The organism is Saccharothrix sp. S26, assembly GCF_021390395.1.
Lineage (GTDB): Bacteria > Actinomycetota > Actinomycetes > Mycobacteriales > Pseudonocardiaceae > Actinosynnema.
Genome location: NZ_JAJUWT010000001.1, coordinates 251,976 through 270,467, shown reverse-complemented (window position 1 = coordinate 270,467; position 18,492 = coordinate 251,976). Strand labels below are relative to the sequence as shown.

The following is an 18,492-nucleotide window of genomic DNA, read 5'->3' as shown; positions in this document are numbered from 1 at the left end:
GCCGGACAAGTTACCGACTGGTAGCGTGCGGCGGCGACGAAGGGAGAACCCCGGTGCTGTTCGATCCCCACACCCACGACTTCGGCCACCTGGACGCGGAGAGCCGCCGCCTGCTGCGCGCGACCGTCGACTGGTTCGAGGAGCGCGGCAAGCGCCGCCTGATCGCCGACGACCAGGCGAAGGTCTGGTACACCGAGTTCCTGGACTTCGTCGCGCGCGAGAAGCTGTTCGCGACCTTCTGCACGCCCGCCGCCGAGGCCGACGGGAACCCGGACAAGCGCTGGGACGCCGCCCGCAACGCCGCGCTGAGCGAGGTGCTTGGCTTCTACGGCCTGCAGTACTGGTACGCCTGGCAGGTCACCGTGCTCGGCCTCGGCCCGATCTGGATGAGCGACAACGCGGTGGCCCGCAAGAAGGCCGCCGAGCTGCTCGACCGGGGCGCGGTCTTCGCGTTCGGGCTGTCGGAGAAGGAGCACGGCGCGGACGTCTACTCCACCGACATGGTGCTGACGCCCACCGCCACCGGCTTCACCGCGTCCGGCGGCAAGTACTACATCGGCAACGGCAACGTGGCGGGGATGGTGTCGGTCTTCGGCCGCCGCGCGGACGTCGAGGGCCCGGACGGGTACGTGTTCTTCGCCGTCGACTCGCAGCACGAGAAGTTCGAGCTGGTCAAGAACGTGGTCGACTCGCAGATGTTCGTCAGCGAGTTCCGCCTGCACGACTACCCCGTCACCCCGGACGACGTCCTGCACACCGGCCCCGAGGCGTTCAGCGCCGCCCTCAACACGGTCAACGTGGGCAAGTTCAACCTGTGCACGGCCTCGATCGGCATCAACGAGCACGCGTTCTACGAGGCCATCACCCACGCGCACAACCGGATCCTCTACGGCAAGCGGGTGACCGACTTCCCGCACGTCCGGCAGAACTTCGTCGACGCCTACGCCCGGCTGGTCGCCATGAAGCTGTTCGCCGACCGCTCGGTGGACTACTTCCGCAGCGCCTCCCCCGAGGACCGCCGCTACCTGCTGTTCAACCCGATCACCAAGATGAAGGTCACCAGCGAGGGCGAGCGGGTGATCGACCTGCTCTGGGACGTGATCGCGGCCAAGGGCTTCGAGAAGGACACCTACTTCTCCATGGCCGCCCGCGACATCCGCGCGCTGCCCAAGCTGGAGGGCACGGTCCACGTCAACCTGGCGCTGGTGCTCAAGTTCATGCCCAACTACCTGTTCCGGCCCGCCGAGTACGCCGAAGTCCCGACCAGGCACGACCCGGCCGACGACGAGTTCTTCTGGCACCAGGGCCCGGCCCGCGGGTTGGGCGCGATCCGGTTCCCCGACTGGGAGACCGCCTACCGCGACCACGCGCACGTGCCGAACGTCGCCCGCTTCCACGAGCAGGCCCGAGCGCTGCGCACCTTGCTGACCACGGCCGCGCCCGACGACGAGCAGCAAAAGGACCTGGACTTCCTGCTCAACCTCGGTCACCTGTTCACGCTGGTCGTCTACGGCCGGCTCGTGCTGGAGCAGGCCCGGATCACCGACCTGGACGGCGACGTGCTGGACCAGGTGTTCGACGTCCTGGTGCGCGACTTCTCCGCCTACGCGGTCGCGCTGCACGGCAAGGCGTCGTCCACCGAGGCCCAGCAGGCGTGGGCGGTCGAGCAGGTGCGCAAGCCCGTGGTCGACCGGGATCGCTTCGAGCGGGTCTGGGGCCGGGTGGCGGCGCTGTCGGGGGCCTACGAAATGCGCCCGTGAGCCCTGCTCGCGCCGCCTTCCACGCAGATGCCGTCTTGACTGGTGGGTCCGGGTGCGTGTTTCGTGCGCGCATGACCGCGTCCAAGGCACTGCGGGCCCTGCGGGAGGCGATCGTCCTCGAGCACCTCGAGTCGGAGAACGAGCACGAGTTCGACACCGCCGTCGGCACGTTCGACCACCCGCGGTGCGAGATCGTGGCGACCGGGCAGGTGTTCGACGGGCGGGCCGAGGTCGCCGGGTACTACGCGCGCGTCCGCGACGCGTTCCCGGACCAGCGCAGCACGCTCGTGGAGCTGCACCACGCCGACGACGCGGTGATCGTGGAGCTGGAGCTGCGGGGCACCCACCTGGGCAGCCTGCGCGGCGAGCAGCCCACCGGGCTGGCCTACCGCGTGCGCACGACGGCGTTCTTCGTCTTCGACGACGCCCGGCTGGTCGGCAAGCGGGTCTACGGCGGCCAGGTCGGCCAGCCGGCCGCGCTGAGGGCCTGACGGGGGCCGGGCAGGGCCCGGGAGAGACGATTCGGGCCGCCACACCCCGCTGCTGCGAGGCGTGGCGGCCCGAAAAGATCCAGGTCCTGGTGGTGACCCGGATTAGGTCAGAGCGGTCGAACCGTCTGCGCCTGCGGGCCCTTCTGGCCCTGGCCGATCTCGAACTCCACCCGCTGGTTCTCTTCCAGGGTGCGGTAGCCGTTGCTCTGGATCTCCGAGTAGTGCACGAACACGTCGGCGCCACCGTTGTCCGGGGAGATGAAGCCGAAGCCCTTCTCCGCGTTGAACCACTTGACGGTGCCCTGAACTGCCATCTTGCTACTTCTCCTCTAACAGGTGCCGGATCGCGCTTGCGACCACCGGGTCAGCTAGGGCCCCGGCCCTTCCTGGCGAGGAAAGTTCGGCGCCCGCAACTCCGTTCCGCGAGCGTGGTGGAACACGAACACAGAAAGGTACGACCGAAGACAGTCAACCACGACTCCCCGCCGGCAGTCGAGCGGAAGAATGCGGCGAGTCGCACTGCTACGGTGGGCGAGGCCGCGATCACAGGGGGTCCCCGATGCCGGAACCGATGTTGGTCTCCATCGCCGCTTCGCTCGCCTCGCGGGCCGTCGCCGGCCTGTACGAGCTGGTCCGGGCGAAGTTCGCCGACGATCCCGCGGCCACCGCGGCGCTCACCGCCGCCCAGGGCACCGAGGAGGGCTCACCTCAGGTCGCCGCGCTGAGCGAGGCGCTGCACCGGGCCGTCGAGTCCGATCCCGCCTTCGGGTCCGAGCTGCGGGCCCACCACGCCGTGACGCAGAGGGGCCGGGTGACCAACCACCTGTCCGGCACCGTGCACGGCAACGTCGTGCAGGCGGGCGACATCCAGGGCGGCATCACCTTCAAGTAGTCCCGACGGGTGAAGATGGTGGTGTGTACGAGCTCCACCTGGCCCAAGCCCGGCTGCTGTTCTTCTTCCTCGGCCTGGTGCTGACCTTCGTCTTCATCCGGATCAGCGTGCGCCTGATCAGGGCCAAGGTCCGCTGGTGGCCGGGCAACATCACCCCTGGTGGGACGCACATCCACCACGTCGTGTTCGGCGCGGTGTTCATGCTGCTCGGCGGCGTGATCGGGCTGGCCGCGCCCGACGAGGAGCACGGGGTGCGGGTTGCCGCAGCCGCGTTGCTCGGCGTCGGCGCGGCCCTGGTGCTCGACGAGTTCGCGTTGCTGCTGCACCTGCGGGACGTGTACTGGACCAAGGACGGCCGACTGTCGGTCGACGCGGTGTTCCTGGCCATCGGGATGACCGGCCTGCTGCTGCTCGGGGCCCGGCCGCTGGGCTACGAGGAGTTCTACGGCGAGGGCCTGGCCCTGCGGGTGCTGATCATCCTGGTCAACCTCGGGTTCGCCATCGTGGCGCTGCTCAAGGGCAAGGTGTGGACCGGGCTGCTCGGGCTGCTGGTGCCCGTGCTGCCCGAGATCGGCGCGGTGCGGCTGGCCCGTCCGGGCTCGCCGTGGGCCCGCTGGCGGTACGCCGAGGGCTCGCGCAAGATGCGCCGGGCGTACCGCCGGGAGGCCCGCATCCGCCAGCCGCTCATCCGGGTGAAGATCCGGGTGCAGGAGTTCATCTCCGGGCGGCACGACGAAGAGGGTTAGTTTTCCGGCTCGGCGAAGTCGTGGGTCAGCCAGCGCACCGGGCGGCCGGTGAACAGGACGAACGTGCCGGACGGGTCGGTGGTCTCCGACTCGGCGAACGCTCGCGCGTCGGCCTCCGGCAGGTACCGGCCGGTCACGGCCCGCACCTCGGCGGTGGACGGCGCGCGGTCCGCCCGTTCGACCACGCACTCGGCGGTGACGTACTTGTACGGGTAGGTCGGCTGCTGCACGTTCAGGCTGAACGCGCCCGCGCGTTCCAGCAGCCGGGTCTTGCGGGCCGTGCGGCCCCGCGTGCCGGTGAAGAACGTGATCCGGCCGTCGCGGTAGGCGTAGAACACCGGCACGGTCAGCGGCGGGCGGTCGTCGGCGGCGGCCACGCTGAGCACGGCCACGTGCGGGCCGGCGAGGAACTCGTCACGGTCGGCTTCGGTCATGACGCGGCTCATCGGGGCTCACACCTCGTATTCGTCACGCAGCCGCAGCCACGCCATGGTCGGGGTCTGCGGCCAGCCCTCCGGGGAGTCCTCCCACTGCTCCTGGCGCCCGTACGGGGTCAGGTCGAGCAGGTTGAAGTCCATCCGCAGCCGATCGACGCCGCGGCCGGTGGTGAAGTAGGTGCGGAACACCTCGTCGCCGTCGCGCAGGAACACGCTCAGGCCGAAGCCGCCGCCCAGGCCCAGCTCGTCGTAGAACGCCTGGCCGGACGAGTACCACGGCACGGTCCAGCCCATCCGCTCGCGCACGGGGGCGATCTCGGGCTGCGGCGCGCGTGACATCAGGACCAGCGTGGTGTCGCGGGCGTTGAGGTGGACCTGGTCGGCGAGGTTATCGGTGAACGAGCAGCAGCCGGAGCACAGGTGGTCGTCACCGGGCGCGAGCATGTGGTGGTAGGCGACGAGCTGCCGGCGGCCGGCGAACAGGTCCGTGAGGCCGACCACCGAGCCGTCGGGCGCGGTGAACTCGTGGTCGGTGCTCAGCCGCACCATGGGCAGCCTGCGGCGTTCGGCGGCCAGCGCGTCCAGCGCGTGGGTGAGCTCCTTCTCCTTGACGAGCAGGGCATCGCGAGCGGTCTGCCACTCCTGCGGCGTGACGACGGGCGGTCGAGCCATGGCGCACCTCCGAGTTCCTTGAGGGAACTCACCGTAGCGCAGAAGGTTCCCTGAGGGAACCCACAAGCGGTAGACTCGGTGACGTGCAGCGAACCCGGTTCGGCGACATGGCCTGCTCGATCGCGCGCACCATGGACGTCGTCGGCGAGCCGTGGTCGCCGCTGGTCCTGCGCAACGTCTACGTGGGCATCTCCCGCTTCGACCAGCTCCAGGAGAGCCTCGGCATCTCCCGCAAGGTGCTCGCCGAACGGCTGAAGTGGCTGGTGGAGCAGGGCGTGCTGGAGCGGCGCGAGTACTCGGCCAAGCCTCCGCGCCACGACTACGCGCTCACGCCGAAGGGCCTCGAACTGGTCGAGGTGCTGATGGTGATGGTGCGGTGGGGCGACCGCTGGACGGCGGGCGAGGCCGGCCCTCCGGTGCTCTACCGCCACCACGCGTGCGGCCGGGTCGCGCACGTGGAGCTGCACTGCTCGGAGTGCGGCGAGCCGATGGGCCCTGGCGACGTCGACGTGCTGCCCGGCCCCGGCAGCGCCGCCTAGTTGACCAGGATGCCCAGCTCGGCGCAGTCGTCGGCGATGTCGCCCGCGCACAGCTCCGCCGGCTTGACCACGCTCTCGGCCACCAGCGCGCGCACGTTCTCCCGGGTGATCAGGTCCGCGCCCAGCAGCACCGACTTCACGTCCCGCTTCGCCACCAGGTCGCGGGTGTTGCCGGTGGCCAGGTCGTCGGCGCCGCTGAGGTCGCCGCGGGCCACCGCGATGGCCAGCCGCGCCGCCGCCTCGGCCTCGTCCCGGATCGGCTTGTAGACCGTCATGCACTGCTCGCCGCGCAGGATCGAGCGCAGGCCCTCCACCGTGGCGTCCTGACCGGTCACCGGCACGCGCCCGGCCAGGCCCTTGGCCTTGAGCACCTCGATGGCCGCGCTGGCCAGCCCGTCGTTGGCCGCGACCACGCCGTCCACCGAACCGCCGTTGGCCGACAGCATCTGCTCGAACGCGGCCTTGCCGATCAGCGGATCCCACTTGTCGATGGCCTTGCTGTCCACCAGCCGCAACGCGCCCGTGTCGTACTTGGGGCCGAGCTTGCGGCGCTGGCCGTCGAAGAACAGGGTCGCGTTGTTGTCCGTCGGCGCGCCCTGCAACTCCATGATCCGCGCGCCCGGCTTGTCGCCCAGGCACTTCAGCAGGCCCTCGGCCTGCAACTCGCCGACGTTGAGGTTGTCGAACGAGACGTAGTAGTCGGCCTGGCCGCCGAGGCTGATCCGGTCGTAGTTGATGACCGGGATGTTCGCGGCCCTGGCCTTGCGCTCGACCGCCGCGCCGCCCTCGGGGCTCAGCGGCGTCGTCATCAGCACCTTCACCCCGCGCGAGATCATCTCGTCGGCGATGCTGGCGAACTTCGCCTCGTCACCGTCCGCGTTCTCGATCAGGCCCTCGATGCCCGCGAAGTTGAGCGCTTGCAGCAGCAGCGGCCGGTCCTGCTCCTCCCACCGGTCCGACGACGAGCGGTCCGGCAGGATCACGCCGACGACCGGCCTGGCCGCACGGCTGCCGGTGGCCGGCGCGAGCGGGTCGACCGACGAGCCGCACGCGCCGACGAACAGGACGAGGAGACCGCAGGACACGGCTCTGACCAGCCTTAGCATTCGCCAACCCCTTGCGCGGGCACATCGTCGACGTCGGAAATACGGAATGTCGCGGAATTCCATCCCTCCGGGCGGCGGTTCGTCAAGACGTAGCAACCGCACAGCTCCGAATGGTCCGCGCCATTCGGTCAGTTGACCTTCCGAGAACATCGAACCCGCTGGTCGGACCGTTACAGTGGGTATATATCACGCTCCGCACCCGATTGGTCACGGAACTGGCAGGTGCGAAAGGGGACTCCCGTTCCGACGATTTCTGTGCGATGGTGTCGCGTGCCGAACCCTGGCCGGGTGTGTGAGGAGAAGCAGCGTGAGAATGATCCCCGCAGCGCTGGTGGCCGCGGCCGCCGCGGCGTTGCTCGCCTTGGGCGCCGGGTCCGCCGCCGCCGAACAGGTCACGCCGGACCACACCGTCGCCGTCGCCAGCACCAACCTGGACGACAACCGCGACATGTAGGCAGCTACGACGATCCCCGCCCACCGGCTCACCGGGGGCGGGGATCGTCGTAGTCGGGGTGCTCAGCCCAGCGCGGTGCCCAGGGCCTGCCAGTCCAGCACCGGCGCGGCCAGGTCGCGGATCGCGGCCAGCAGCCCCAGCCGGGCCCGGCGCACGTCGGCGTCCTCGGCCATCACCAGCACCTCATCGAAGAACGTGTTCACCGGCCCGGTCAGCCCGGTCGCGGCGGCGGCGAACGCGGCCAGGCCCGTGACGCCGGACGGCACCTCGGCCAGCGCCTTGTGCAACGCCACCTCGGCCGGCTCCACCAGCGCCTGCGGGTCGTACTCGCCGACGGTGTCGGCCGGCACGATCCGCCGCACCCGCTGCAACGCGGCCACCAGCGCGGCGAAGTCCTCCCGACCCGTCAGGTCGGTCAGCTCCGCCAACGTCGTGTCGGCCACCGCGGGCGCGTCGGCCAGCGGCAGCACGGCGTTGACGAACCGGTGGTCGTGCCCGGCGTCGAGCAACTGCTGCTCGTACCGCCGCACGGCGAACTCGCGCGCGGTGTCCAGCGCTTCCGCCGACACCTGCAGCTCTTGGGCGGCCAGCGCCAGCGCCTTGGTCAGCGTGATGTCCTTCAGCTCCGGGAACGCCCGCAGCACGCTCACCGCGCCCAGAGCCGCCCGCCGCAGCCCGAACGGGTCGGAGCTGCCGGTCGGGTTGGCCCCGATGCCGAACAGCCCGGCCAGCAGGTCGAACCGGTCGGCCAGCGACAGCAGCGCACCGGGCGTGGACGACGGCAGCGCGTCGCCGGCCGAACGCGGCAGCTCCATCTCGTACAGCGCCCGGGCCACGGCCGGGGTCTCCCCCGCCCGCTCGGCGTACTCGCGGGCCATCACACCCGCCAGGCTGGACAGCTCGATCACCATCTGCGAGCCCAGGTCGAACTTGGCCAGCTCGCCCGCCCGCGCCAGGGTCTCGTCGGCCGCGCCGACCTGTTCGGCGAGCCGACGCGCGAGCGCCGCGATCCGGCCCGCCCGGTCGGCCATCGAGCCCAGCTTGTCGGCGAACGTCAGCTTGTCCAGCCCGGCCTTCATGTCCTCCAGCGGCGTGCGCAGGTCGGCGCGCCAGAAGAACGCCGCGTCCTCGTACCGGGCGCGCAGCACGGCCTCGTTGCCCGCGCGGACCAGGTCGGCGTCCACCTCGCCGTTGGCCACGGCCACGAAGTGCGGCAGCAGCGAGCCGTCCTGCGCGCGCACCGGCAGGTAGCGCTGGTGCTTGCGCATCACGGTGGTGAGGATCTGCGACGGCAGCTCCAGGTAGCGCTCCTCGAACGAGCCGAGGATCGGCGTCGGCCGCTCGACCAGGTTCGTGACCTCGTCCAGCACGCCCTCGAAGTCCACGACCCCGCCCACGGACGCGGCCAGCTCCTCCGCACGCGCCACGATGGCGTCACGGCGGGTCCGCGCCGAGGCGTCGATGCCGTGCCCGGCCAGGAAGTCCAGGTAGCCGTCCGCCGAGAGCACGTCGACCACGGGCGTGGCCGCGGTGCGGTGCACGCGGGTCTTCGGCTCGGCGGCCAGGGAGGACACCGCGACCGGCACCGGCGTCGTGCCCAGCAGCGCCAGCAACCAGCGGATCGGGCGGGTGAACGACAGCTTCGGGTCGTTCCACTTCATGTTCTTCTCGGCCCGCAGCTCGGACACGACCTCGCCGAGCAGCCCGCTGAGCACCTCGACCGCGCCGCGACCGGGGTCGGTGCGGACCAGGGCGACGTGCTCCACGCCGTTCTCGGTGACGCGGCCGAGCGCGCCCACGTCCACGCCCTGGCCGCGGGCGAAGCCCTGCACGGCCTTGGTCGGGTTGCCGTCGGCGTCGAACGCGGCCGACACCCGGGGACCGCGCACGGTCTTCTCCGCGTCCGGCTCGCGCGGCGCGACGTCGGGCACCAGCACCACGATCCGGCGCGGGGTGCCGTGCACCTCGACCGCGCCGTGCGCCAGCCTGGTCGCGCCCAGCTTGTCCGCCAGTGCCTTGCCGACCGCCTCCACCGTGCGGGTCACCTCGGCGGGCGGCAGCTCCTCCGTGCCGATCTCGAACAGCAGCGTGCTGGGCTCGCCCACCTCGGCGAACGCGTCCGGCAGCGCGGCGGGGGCGGGCACCTCGGCCACGCCGAGCGGGTGGCCCAGCTCCTCGCGGCGGGCCGCCCACAGCTGCGCGACCTCGCGGGCCAGGCCGCGCATCCGGCCGAACGCGCGGGCCCGCTCGGTGGTGCTGATCGCGCCACGCGCGTCGAGCACGTTGAACGCGTGCGAGCACTTGAGCACGTAGTTGTGCGCCGGCACGGGCAGGCGCGCGTCGAGCATCCGACGCGCCTCGGCCGCGTACTCCTCGAACAGCCGCTTGTTCGCCTCCACGTCGGCGTCGTCGAGGTAGTAGCGGCTCATCTCGTACTCGGCCTGGCCGAACGCCTCGCCGTAGGAGATGCCGGGCGCGTAGGCGATGTCCTTGAAGTGGCCGACGCCCTGCAGGGCCATCATGATGCGCTCGATGCCGTACGTGATCTCGACCGACACGGGGTCGAGGGACATGCCGCCCGCTTGCTGGAAGTAGGTGAACTGGGTGATCTCCAACCCGTCCAGCCACACCTCCCAGCCCAGACCCCACGCGCCGAGCGCGGGCGAGGCCCAGTTGTCCTCCACGAACCGCACGTCGTGCGCCCGGACGTCGATGCCCAGCGCTTCGAGGCTGCCCAGGTACAGCTCCTGGGGGTTACCCGGGTCCGGCTTGAGGATCACCTGGAACTGGGTGTGGGTCTGCAACCGGTTCGGGTTCTCGCCGTACCGCGCGTCGTCGGGCCGCACGCTGGGCTCGACGTAGGAGACGCGCCACGGCTCCGGACCCAGCACCCGCAGCACGGTGGCCGGGTTCAACGTGCCGGCGCCGACCTCGGTGTTGTACGGCTGCACGACGACGCAGCCCCGTTCGGTCCAGTACCTGGTGAGCGCGAGCAGCGCATCCTGCATGGTCAGCACGGCAGCAGTCTACGAACGGAACACCGCGGACCTCACAATCGGGTAACCGTCCTGGTCAGACGGCCCTGCGCCCGGTATCACCACGTCCGGCGGAGCCGCTGTGCGACGCTGGTGGCAACCCGGGCGGCCCGTCATGCGTCCAGTGGGACGTACCCGGGTACATGGGAGGAGTGGGAGTGGACAACCGGCCGCCGAGGCCAGGCGAACCCGATGGGTTCCGCAGGCGACCCGTTCCCCCTCGGAGTCCTTCCGCAGGTCAGCCGCCGCGTGCCCCGCAGCCGCCGCGCCGCGCCGAGCCCGGGGGCCGGGTCGAGCCGCCTCGGCGCGGTCTCCCGCCGACGGGCGAGCGCCGCGTGCCCGAACGGCCCGCCGGCGACCGCCGCGTGCCCGAGCGCCCGACCGGCGAGCGCCGCGCCCCCGGTGAGCGGCCGCCGCGCCCGGTGGCCGACCCGTCGTCCGGCGAGCGGCCCCGCCCGAACGCCCCGCGCGCCGGTGAACGCGCCAGGGCGGGCGGTGAGCCGGGCCGCGCCCGGGCCGCCGACGACCGCCGTGCCGCCCCCCGGCGCACCGCACCCGCGCCGCGTCCCACCGGCCAACGACCCCGCCCGAACACCGGGCCGCCGCGCCGCCGCCCGCCCGACCGCCCCACCTCGGGCGGCGCGATGTTCGGCCGGTCGCTGCTCGCGCTGTTCTCCGCGGCCGTGCTGGTGGGCACCGGCTACGCGTGGGCGAACCTCAGCACGCTGCTCAGCGAGATCTCCACCACCGACGTGATCAGCGACGCGGGCGGCGGCGAGAAGCCCGCGGACGGCTCGGTCGACATCCTCATGGTCGGCATGGACAGCCGCACCGACTCCAAGGGCAACCCGCTGCCCCAGGAGATCCTCAACGAGCTGCACGCGGGCAACGAGAACGACGGCGGCCTGAACACCGACACGCTGATCCTGATGCACGTGCCCAACGACGGCGGCAAGGCCGTCGCGGTGTCGTTCCCGCGCGACTCCTACGTGCAGATCGCCGGCGGCTACGGCCGACACAAGATCAACTCAGCCTACGGCTACGGCAAGAACGAGGCCCGCGCCAAGCTGGAGCGCGACGGCGTCACGGACCCGGCGCAGCTGGAGGTCCAGTCCCGCCAGGGCGCCGCGAAGAACCTCATCACCACCATCGAGGACCTGACCGGCGTCACCATCGACCACTACGCCGAGATCAACCTGGTCGGGTTCTACGAGATCACCAAGGCCGTCGGCGGCGTGGACGTGTGCCTGAACCAGGCCACCCGCGACGACATGTCCGGCGCGAACTTCGCCGCCGGCCCGCAGAAGATCCAGGGCCGCGAGGCGCTGGCGTTCGTCCGGCAGCGGTACGGGCTGCTGCGCGGCGACCTCGACCGCATCGTGCGCCAGCAGGTGTTCATGGCGGGCCTGGCCAAGCAGATCCTGTCTGCGGGCACGCTGTCGGACCCCGGCAAGCTCAGCGCCCTGATCAACGCCCTGACCAAGTCGATCGTGCTCGACAAGGACTGGGACGTGCTGCGGTTCGCCACCCAGATGAAGGACCTGACCGGCGGCAACCTCAAGTTCGAGACCATCCCGACCGGCAACCCGGAGCTGGAGACGCCCGAGGACGGCACCGCGATCGAGATCAACGAGCGCGAGGTGAAGAGGTTCTTCAAGACCCTCGGCACCGACCCGACCTCGACCGGCACCAGCGCCCCCGCCGTCGACAACGCCTCGGTGACCGTCGAGGTCCGCAACGCCTCCGGCTCGCCGGGCCTGGCCGGCCGGGTGCTGCAAGCGCTCGTGGCCGAGCGGTTCGTCGACGGCGGCGCGGACAACGCCGCACCCATGGACACCTCGGTGGTCCGCTACGGCGTGGGCGGCGAGGCGGGCGCGGAGGCCGTCTCGGACGCGCTGGGCGGGCTGGAGCTGGAGGAGGACGCCAACATCCCGGCCGGTCACGTCCGCGTGTTCGTGGGCGCGGACTACGACGGGCCCGGCACCCAGACCCTGGCCGGCAAGCCGCTGGTCGGCCTGGACGGCGCGCGTCGGCAGCCGCCGTCGGACACGACCACGACCGAGCCGCCCATCACGGCGGACGGGGTGCGCTGCGTCAACTGATCGTCGACTCGGGGGGTGGCGGTGGGGAGCTTCGTCCGGCGGATCCGCTGGAAGCGGGTGCTGGTCGCGCTCGGCCTGCTGGCCGTGGTCGCGGCCACGCCGTGGGTGTGGGTGCAGACCAGCAGCGCCGCCTACCGGCACGAGGCGGCCGACGTGCCGGACGCGCCCGTGGCGCTGGTCCTCGGCGCGGGCCTGACCAGGGCGGGCACGCCGACGCCGTTCCTGGCGGGCCGGCTGGACGTGGCCGCGGACCTGTACCGGCGCGGCAAGGTGCACGTGCTGCTGGTCAGCGGTGACAACAGCACCGTCGAGTACGACGAGCCCAGCGCGATGCGCGCTTACCTCATCGAGCACGGCGTGCCCGCGGAGGTCGTGGTGGCCGACTACGCGGGCCTGGACACGTGGGACTCGTGCACGCGGGCGAAGCGGATCTTCGGCGTCGAGCGGGCGACCGTGGTGACCCAGCGGTTCCACCTGCCCCGCGCGGTGGCGCTGTGCCGTTCGGCGGGCATCGAGGCGTTCGGCGTGGGCCACGACACGTCCGAGTGGGCGACGACGACCGCCTACGGCCACTTCCGCGAGGTGTTCGCGGCCGGCAAGGCGATGTGGGACGGGCTCGTGGCCAAGCCCGACCCCCGGTTCCTCGGACCGGGGGAGAGCGGCGTCACCAGCGTGTTGAGGCGTTGAAACGCTACTTTCAGTACTACTCCGTTAGCCCGATCGGGCGGTAAATCGGACAACTCGCGTAAGCGATCGTGCTGTCGCGCTTTCCATCTGCGTGGGGTCTGTCGGGGCCCCGGCGGACTGGAGGATCGACGGTGCAGATCGACACAGCGGCGTACCAGCGCGTGCTCGGTGATGAGCTCCGCAGCCTTCGCAAGCAGCGCGGATGGACCCGCAAGGAGCTCAACCGCCGGCTGCAGAGCGACATCTCGCTGCAAACGCTGGCCACGTACGAACTGGGCACCCGCCAGTGCTCGGTGGTCCGGTTGGTGGAGATCTGCGTCGCGCTGGGCGTGCCCGCGCACCAGGTTCTCGCGCGGGTGCACGAACGCGTGTTCGGAGACACGCCGGCCGGGCACCTCTCGGTCGACCTCGCCACGGTCGTCGCCGACACGCGACCGCAACTGATGCCGCTGCGCCGCTGGGCGCAGGGCAGGCTCGCGCACCTGGTGCCGGGCCAGCCGCCCGAGGTGCACCTCGACCTGCCCGCGCTGGAGTACATGGCCCAGTTGTGCCAGCTCAGCACGGTCGACCTGATCCGGACCCTGCGGGAGCTGGACCACCAAGGGCCCCGGTAGCATCGGGGGATCTCCCTCCCCTGACAGATCCGGGAAGTCGGTTGCCGAACACACCAGGTGCAGACCCAGCCCGCCTGCCGCTGCGGACCGCGGCGGCCGTGCGACTGGGCAACATGAGTTCCAAGCTGTCGCAGAAGATGGGCCTGGGCGCGGGCGGCATGATCGGCGGCCGGGTCGCGCTGAAGCTCGACCCGCAGGCGCTGGCGCACTTGACGTCCGGCCGCTCGGTCGCGCTGGTGACCGGCACCAACGGCAAGACCACCAGCACGATGATGCTCAGCCGGGCCGTGTCGGCCCTGGGCGAGGTCGCCACCAACCACGGTGGCGCGAACATGCCCGACGGGCACGTGACCGCGCTGTCCAAGCAGCCCGACGCGCCGTACGCGGTGCTGGAGGTCGACGAGGGGTACTTCCCCGAGGTCGTGCGGGCCGCGTCACCGGCGGTGGCCGTGCTGCTCAACCTCAGCCGCGACCAGCTCGACCGGGTCGGCGAGGTGCGCACCATCGAGAAGTCGCTGCGCACGGCGCTGGCGTCGGTGACCGGGGTCGTCGTGGCCAACTGCGACGACATCATGGTCACGTCGGCGGCCCGTGACTCGGCGAACGTGGTGTGGGTGGCCACCGGGACGGGCTGGCACAACGACGCCGCCTCGTGCCCGCGCTGCGGCGACCCGATCCGCTGGGAGGGCGAGCACTGGCACTGCACCGGGTGCGACCTGGCCCGGCCGCGGCCGCAGTGGGTGACCGGCGACGGCTACCTGGTGACGCCCAACGGCGTGAAGGTGGAGCTGTCGCTGCGGCTGCCCGGCAAGTTCAACCAGGCCAACGCCGTGATGGCGACGGCAGCGGCGGTCGCCCTGGGCGTGCCGGTGGAGGAGGCCGTGCAGCGGTTGCGCGCGGTGTCCAACGTGGCCGGTCGGTACCGGACGATCCAGCGGTCCGGGCACCGGGCGCGGCTGCTGCTGTCGAAGAACCCGGCCGGGTGGAGCGAGACGCTGACCGTGGTGCGCGAGGCGGACCACCCCGCGGTGCTCGTGATCAACGCGCACGAGGCCGACGGGCGTGACCTGTCGTGGCTGTGGGACGTGCCGTTCGAGCGGTTGCGCGGGCGCCAGGTGATCGCGTCCGGCGAGCGGGCGACGGACCTGGCCGTGCGGCTGACCTACGCCGAGGTGGAGCACACGATCGTGCCGGACCCGCTGCTGGCGATCGACGCCATGCCGCCGGGGCCGGTCGAGGTGATCGCCAACTACACCGCATTCCGCGACCTGAACGCGAGGGCCGCCCAGTGAGCACCAGCAAGGTCCAGATCGCGCTCGTGCTGCCCGACCTGCTGGGCACGTACGGCGACTTCGGCAACGCGGTCGTGCTGGAGAAGCGGATGACGTGGCGGGGCATCTCCGCCGAGATCGTCAACATCCGGTTCGGCGAGCCGGTGCCGGAGTCGTGCGACATCTACGTGGTCGGCGGCGGTGAGGACACGGCGCAGACGCTGGCCGTGCGGCACCTGCGCGAGCACCCGGGCATGCAGCGGGCGGCGGCGCGTGGCGCGGTGATCCTCGGGGTGTGCGCGGGGATCCAGATCTTCGGCGAGTCGTTCACCCGCGCCGACCAGGTGACGCACCCCGGCCTCGGGCTGATCGACTCCACGTCCCACGCGGGTGGCAGCCGGGCCATCGGCGAGGTCATCGCGACGCCGGCCGACGGGCTGTTCGAGGGCCTGCTGACCGGGTTCGAGAACCACCAGGGCCGCACCGTGCTGGGTCCGTCCGCGCGTCCGCTGGCGCACGTGAAGGTGGGCACGGGCAACGACGGCTCGGTGGAGGGCGCGGTCCAGGGCCGGATCCTGTGCACCTACCTGCACGGTCCCGTGCTGCCGCGCAACCCGCAGATCGCCGACCTGCTGATCGAGTGGGCCACGGGCACCAAGCCGGGCCCGCTCGACCTGCCCGACGTGACCCGCCTGCGCACCGAACGCGCCAAGGCCGCCGGCGTCCCCCTGTCCTGACGGTAGAACTCACCGGTCCTGAACGTAGGACTCTCGCGTTCCGAACGTAGGACTCTCGCGAGAGTCCTACGTTCACGCCGCGAGTGTCCTACGTTCGGAACACCCGAGTTGAACGTTCGGGTCAGGCGGGGACGCGGGTGCGGCGGGCGCGGGTCAGGGTGTAGTCCTCGGCGCGGACGGTCTTGGTGCGCATCCAGTAGCGCCACGTGAAGCCCGGCCACACCGTGCGGTTGACGCCCTGCGCGTCGAGGTACCAGCTCTTGCAGCCGCCCTCGGTCCACACACCCTTGGTCAGCTTGCGCTGCAACTGCCGGTTGAACCGCGCCTGCACCTCCGGCCGCACGTCCAGCTCGTCGGCCTGGTGGCGGTCGAGCAGCTCCAGGCACTGGCGGACGTACCGGATCTGCGACTCGATCATGAACACCACCGAGTTGTGCCCCAGGCCGGTGTTCGGGCCGAGCAGGAAGAACAGGTTCGGGAAGCCCGAGACCGTGATGCCGTAGTAGGTCTCGATGCCCTTCTCGCGCCACTGCTTGGCCAGGTCGACGCCGCCCTTGCCGGTGATGTCGAGGTAGTCGAACGAGTCGACCACGTGGAACCCCGTGCCGTAGATGATCACGTCGACCTCGTGCTCGACGCCCGCCGCGTCCACGATGCCGTTCGCCCGCACCTCGGCGATGCCGTCGGTCACCAGCTCCACGTTCGGCTTGCTCAACGCCGGGTAGTAGTCGTTGCTGATCAGCACCCGCTTGCAGCCCATCGTGTAGTCGGGCGTCAGCTTCGCCCGCAACGCCTCGTCGGGCACCTGGCTGCGCATGTGCCGCTTGGCGATGTTCTGCGCGAACTCCATGATCTTCGGGTTCACGGCGAAGCCGAGCGCGCTCGACTCCCGCGTCCAGTACACGAAGTCGCGGTACAGCCGCTGGGTGAACGGCAGCGCCCGGAACAGCTTCTGCTCCCAGGTCCTGATGGACCGGTCCATCTTGGGCATGATCCACGGCGGCGTGCGCTGGAACACCGTCAACCGGCCGACCTCGTCGGCGATCCGCGGCACGAACTGGATCGCGGACGCGCCCGTGCCGACGACGGCGACCCGCTTGCCGCGCAGGTCGTAGTCGTGGTCCCACTCGGCCGAGTGGAACACCTTGCCGGCGAAGCCCTCGATGCCGGGCAGGGCCGGGATGTTGGGGATGTGCAACGCGCCGACGCCCGCGACCACCGCCTTGGCGGTGTAGCTGTCACCGTTCTCGGTGGCGACGTGCCAGACCTTGGCGTCCTCGTCCCACCGCGCCCCGGCGACCTTGGTGTTGAACCGGATGTGCTCGCGCAACCGGTACTTCTCGGCCACCCGCTTGAGGTAGTCCCAGATCTCCGGCTGCCGGGCGAACATGCGCGACCAGCGGGGGTTCAGCTCGAACGAGAACGAGTACATGTGGGACGGGACGTCGCACGCGCAGCCGGGGTAGGAGTTGTCCCGCCACGTGCCGCCGAGGTCGCTCGCCTTCTCCAGCACGACGAAGTCGCGCTTGCCGGCGCGCTTGAGCTCGATCGCCATGCCCAGGCCGGCGAAGCCCGTGCCGATGACCAGGACTTCGACCTCTCGGTGCATGCCCGTCTCCTCCACGTCCGCCTACATACCGCTCAGTAGGTTACTCGAAGTAAGTTACCTCCGGTAGTCTCGGTTCGTGACCACCACCGAGCCGCGTCGCCGCCGGATGCCCAAGGCGCAGCGCAAGGCGCAGATGCTCGACATCGCCGAGGGCGTCTTCGCCGAACGCGGCTACCTGGCGGCGTCGATGGACGAGATCGCCGAACGGGTCGGGGTGTCCAAACCGATGCTCTACGAGTACTTCGGCTCCAAGGAGGGCCTGCTCATCGGCTGCATCCACCGGGCGCGCACGGAACTGCTCGACCGCACGCAGCGGGCCATCGCGGGCGCGGACGGACCCGAGGAGGTCCTGCGGCGCGGCCTGATGGCGTTCTTCGAGTTCATCGCCGAGCACAAGCAGTCGTGGGCGTTGCTGCGGCAGGAGGCGGCGATCACCGTGCCGTCGGCCGTGGAGGAGGTCGAGGGCATCCGGCGGCAGCAGACCGACCTGATCGCCGCGGTGATCGGCAGCTTCGACTCCGACGTGGACGCGGTGGAGGCCGAGGCGTTCGCCGAGATCGTGGTCGGCTCGACCGAACGGCTCGCGCTGTGGTGCGAGCGCAGGCCCGAGGTGGGGCCCGCGCTCGCGACGGCCTACGTCATGGACGTCGTGTGGCGGGGCGTGGCGAGCCGGCTCACGACGTGAACGGCGCGGTCAGGCGCGGCGACGGCGGCTGAACAGCAGCAGCACCGCCCCGGCGAGCAGCGCGACCAGACCGCCCACCCCGATCCACAACGGTGCCGCGCCCGTGCTGGCCAACCCGCGCTGCGCGTTCGCCGACATCACCCGAGGCCCCGCGCTGGAGGTGGTCGCACGGGCCGCGCTGGTCGTGGTGGCCGCGGTCGACGTCGTCACGGCGGACGTGGTGGTCGACGCGGTCGTGGTGCCCGCGACGCCGGTCGTGGTGGTCGTCGTGGCCGTCGCGGACGTCCCGGAGACGCCGGTCGTCGTGGTCACGCTCGTGGACCAGCCACCGGTGGACGTCGTCACGGGCGCCGTGGTCGTCGTCGTGGCCTTGGTGGTAGTGGGGGCGTTGGTGGTCGTCGTGTGGCACGGGGGCTCGCCGCGGAACTTGCACACGTCGCCGCGCACGTCCTCACCCCAGCCGTCCGGCACGTGCCACGGCGTGTCGGCCGACGCCACCCCGGGCGCGACCACCAAACCCAGCGCCAGGCACACCACAACGATCACTCGACGGCTCATCAGGACCTCTCAGACCAAAAGGGGTTACTCCGAATGGCCTATCGATACTCCATGGCGATCCGTTACGGGTCATGCACGGTCCGTACAGGTTTTTCGA

Annotated in this window: 19 protein-coding genes; 12 read left to right on the top strand and 7 right to left on the bottom strand. The window is 71.1% G+C overall.

Features of this window, described 5'->3' with window-relative positions; all coding sequences use genetic code 11:
- Nucleotides 1–53: 53 nt before the first annotated feature.
- Nucleotides 54–1,760, top strand: coding sequence for an acyl-CoA dehydrogenase (locus LZG04_RS01260; protein ID WP_233812382.1), 1,707 nt, complete (start codon nucleotides 54–56; stop codon nucleotides 1,758–1,760).
- Nucleotides 1,761–1,831: 71 nt separating this feature from the next.
- A complete protein-coding gene (locus LZG04_RS01255; RefSeq protein WP_233812381.1) occupies nucleotides 1,832–2,251 on the top strand; it encodes an ester cyclase in 420 nt (139 codons plus the stop codon).
- Nucleotides 2,252–2,358: 107 nt separating this feature from the next.
- On the opposite strand, the gene LZG04_RS01250 is transcribed toward LZG04_RS01255, so the two are convergent.
- The gene (locus tag LZG04_RS01250; protein WP_053717138.1) at nucleotides 2,359–2,565 is read right to left on the bottom strand and encodes a cold-shock protein; all 207 of its coding nucleotides are present in this window, start codon (nucleotides 2,563–2,565) and stop codon (nucleotides 2,359–2,361) included.
- A gap of 245 nt (nucleotides 2,566–2,810) precedes the next feature.
- Here LZG04_RS01250 and LZG04_RS01245 point away from each other — a divergent pair, with 245 nt between their 5' ends.
- Nucleotides 2,811–3,143, top strand: a complete 333-nt coding sequence (locus tag LZG04_RS01245) for a hypothetical protein (protein ID WP_233812380.1) — start codon at nucleotides 2,811–2,813, stop codon at nucleotides 3,141–3,143.
- Between the two features lie 23 nt (nucleotides 3,144–3,166).
- The gene (locus LZG04_RS01240) at nucleotides 3,167–3,889 is read left to right on the top strand and encodes a hypothetical protein (RefSeq protein ID WP_233812379.1); all 723 of its coding nucleotides are present in this window, start codon (nucleotides 3,167–3,169) and stop codon (nucleotides 3,887–3,889) included.
- Here LZG04_RS01240 and LZG04_RS01235 read toward each other — a convergent pair.
- Nucleotides 3,886–4,323, bottom strand: coding sequence for a pyridoxamine 5'-phosphate oxidase family protein (locus LZG04_RS01235; RefSeq protein WP_233812378.1), 438 nt, complete (start codon nucleotides 4,321–4,323; stop codon nucleotides 3,886–3,888). The genes LZG04_RS01240 and LZG04_RS01235 overlap by 4 nt on opposite strands.
- 18 nt (nucleotides 4,324–4,341) lie before the next feature.
- Entirely contained in the window at nucleotides 4,342–4,998 is a 657-nt protein-coding gene (locus LZG04_RS01230; RefSeq protein WP_233812377.1) for a DUF899 domain-containing protein, read from the bottom strand.
- Nucleotides 4,999–5,081: 83 nt separating this feature from the next.
- Between LZG04_RS01230 and LZG04_RS01225 the strand changes: the two genes are divergently transcribed.
- Complete coding sequence (locus LZG04_RS01225) at nucleotides 5,082–5,537, top strand: helix-turn-helix domain-containing protein (protein ID WP_233812376.1); 456 nt, start codon at nucleotides 5,082–5,084, stop codon at nucleotides 5,535–5,537.
- Here the strand turns inward: LZG04_RS01225 and LZG04_RS01220 are convergent.
- Nucleotides 5,534–6,643, bottom strand: a complete 1,110-nt coding sequence (locus LZG04_RS01220; RefSeq protein WP_267934460.1) for a substrate-binding domain-containing protein — start codon at nucleotides 6,641–6,643, stop codon at nucleotides 5,534–5,536. The genes LZG04_RS01225 and LZG04_RS01220 overlap by 4 nt on opposite strands.
- 313 nt (nucleotides 6,644–6,956) lie before the next feature.
- Between LZG04_RS01220 and LZG04_RS01215 the strand changes: the two genes are divergently transcribed.
- Nucleotides 6,957–7,097 carry a hypothetical protein gene (locus LZG04_RS01215; protein ID WP_233812374.1) on the top strand — a complete coding sequence of 47 codons (141 nt, stop codon included), beginning with the start codon at nucleotides 6,957–6,959 and terminating at the stop codon, nucleotides 7,095–7,097.
- 62 nt (nucleotides 7,098–7,159) lie between these two features.
- Here LZG04_RS01215 and LZG04_RS01210 read toward each other — a convergent pair whose 3' ends face one another.
- Nucleotides 7,160–10,105 (bottom strand): glycine--tRNA ligase, encoded by a 2,946-nt coding sequence (locus tag LZG04_RS01210; RefSeq protein ID WP_233812585.1) that lies wholly within the window; start codon nucleotides 10,103–10,105, stop codon nucleotides 7,160–7,162.
- Nucleotides 10,106–10,467: 362 nt separating this feature from the next.
- Here LZG04_RS01210 and LZG04_RS01205 point away from each other — a divergent pair, with 362 nt between their 5' ends.
- The 5 genes from LZG04_RS01205 (at nucleotide 10,468) to LZG04_RS01185 (ending at nucleotide 15,543) form a co-directional block, all read left to right on the top strand.
- Entirely contained in the window at nucleotides 10,468–12,234 is a 1,767-nt protein-coding gene (locus LZG04_RS01205) for an LCP family protein (protein WP_233812373.1), read from the top strand.
- A 21-nt stretch (nucleotides 12,235–12,255) separates the two neighbouring features.
- Nucleotides 12,256–12,921: a vancomycin high temperature exclusion protein gene (locus LZG04_RS01200; protein WP_233812372.1), complete on the top strand. Its 666-nt coding sequence runs from the start codon at nucleotides 12,256–12,258 to the stop codon at nucleotides 12,919–12,921.
- A 131-nt stretch (nucleotides 12,922–13,052) separates the two neighbouring features.
- Complete coding sequence (locus LZG04_RS01195) at nucleotides 13,053–13,535, top strand: helix-turn-helix domain-containing protein (protein ID WP_233812371.1); 483 nt, start codon at nucleotides 13,053–13,055, stop codon at nucleotides 13,533–13,535.
- 113 nt (nucleotides 13,536–13,648) lie between these two features.
- Nucleotides 13,649–14,827, top strand: a complete 1,179-nt coding sequence (locus tag LZG04_RS01190; RefSeq protein WP_233812370.1) for a MurT ligase domain-containing protein — start codon at nucleotides 13,649–13,651, stop codon at nucleotides 14,825–14,827.
- Nucleotides 14,824–15,543 carry a type 1 glutamine amidotransferase gene (locus LZG04_RS01185; protein ID WP_233812369.1) on the top strand — a complete coding sequence of 240 codons (720 nt, stop codon included), beginning with the start codon at nucleotides 14,824–14,826 and terminating at the stop codon, nucleotides 15,541–15,543. Before LZG04_RS01190 ends, LZG04_RS01185 begins: the two co-directional genes overlap by 4 nt.
- 121 nt (nucleotides 15,544–15,664) lie before the next feature.
- On the opposite strand, the gene LZG04_RS01180 is transcribed toward LZG04_RS01185, so the two are convergent.
- Nucleotides 15,665–17,152 carry an NAD(P)/FAD-dependent oxidoreductase gene (locus LZG04_RS01180; protein WP_233812368.1) on the bottom strand — a complete coding sequence of 496 codons (1,488 nt, stop codon included), beginning with the start codon at nucleotides 17,150–17,152 and terminating at the stop codon, nucleotides 15,665–15,667.
- 76 nt (nucleotides 17,153–17,228) lie between these two features.
- Between LZG04_RS01180 and LZG04_RS01175 the strand changes: the two genes are divergently transcribed.
- Nucleotides 17,229–17,837: a TetR/AcrR family transcriptional regulator gene (locus LZG04_RS01175; protein ID WP_233812367.1), complete on the top strand. Its 609-nt coding sequence runs from the start codon at nucleotides 17,229–17,231 to the stop codon at nucleotides 17,835–17,837.
- A 9-nt stretch (nucleotides 17,838–17,846) separates the two neighbouring features.
- Here LZG04_RS01175 and LZG04_RS01170 read toward each other — a convergent pair whose 3' ends face one another.
- Nucleotides 17,847–18,383, bottom strand: a complete 537-nt coding sequence (locus LZG04_RS01170; RefSeq protein ID WP_233812366.1) for an LPXTG cell wall anchor domain-containing protein — start codon at nucleotides 18,381–18,383, stop codon at nucleotides 17,847–17,849.
- Between the last annotated feature and the right edge of the window lie 109 nt (nucleotides 18,384–18,492).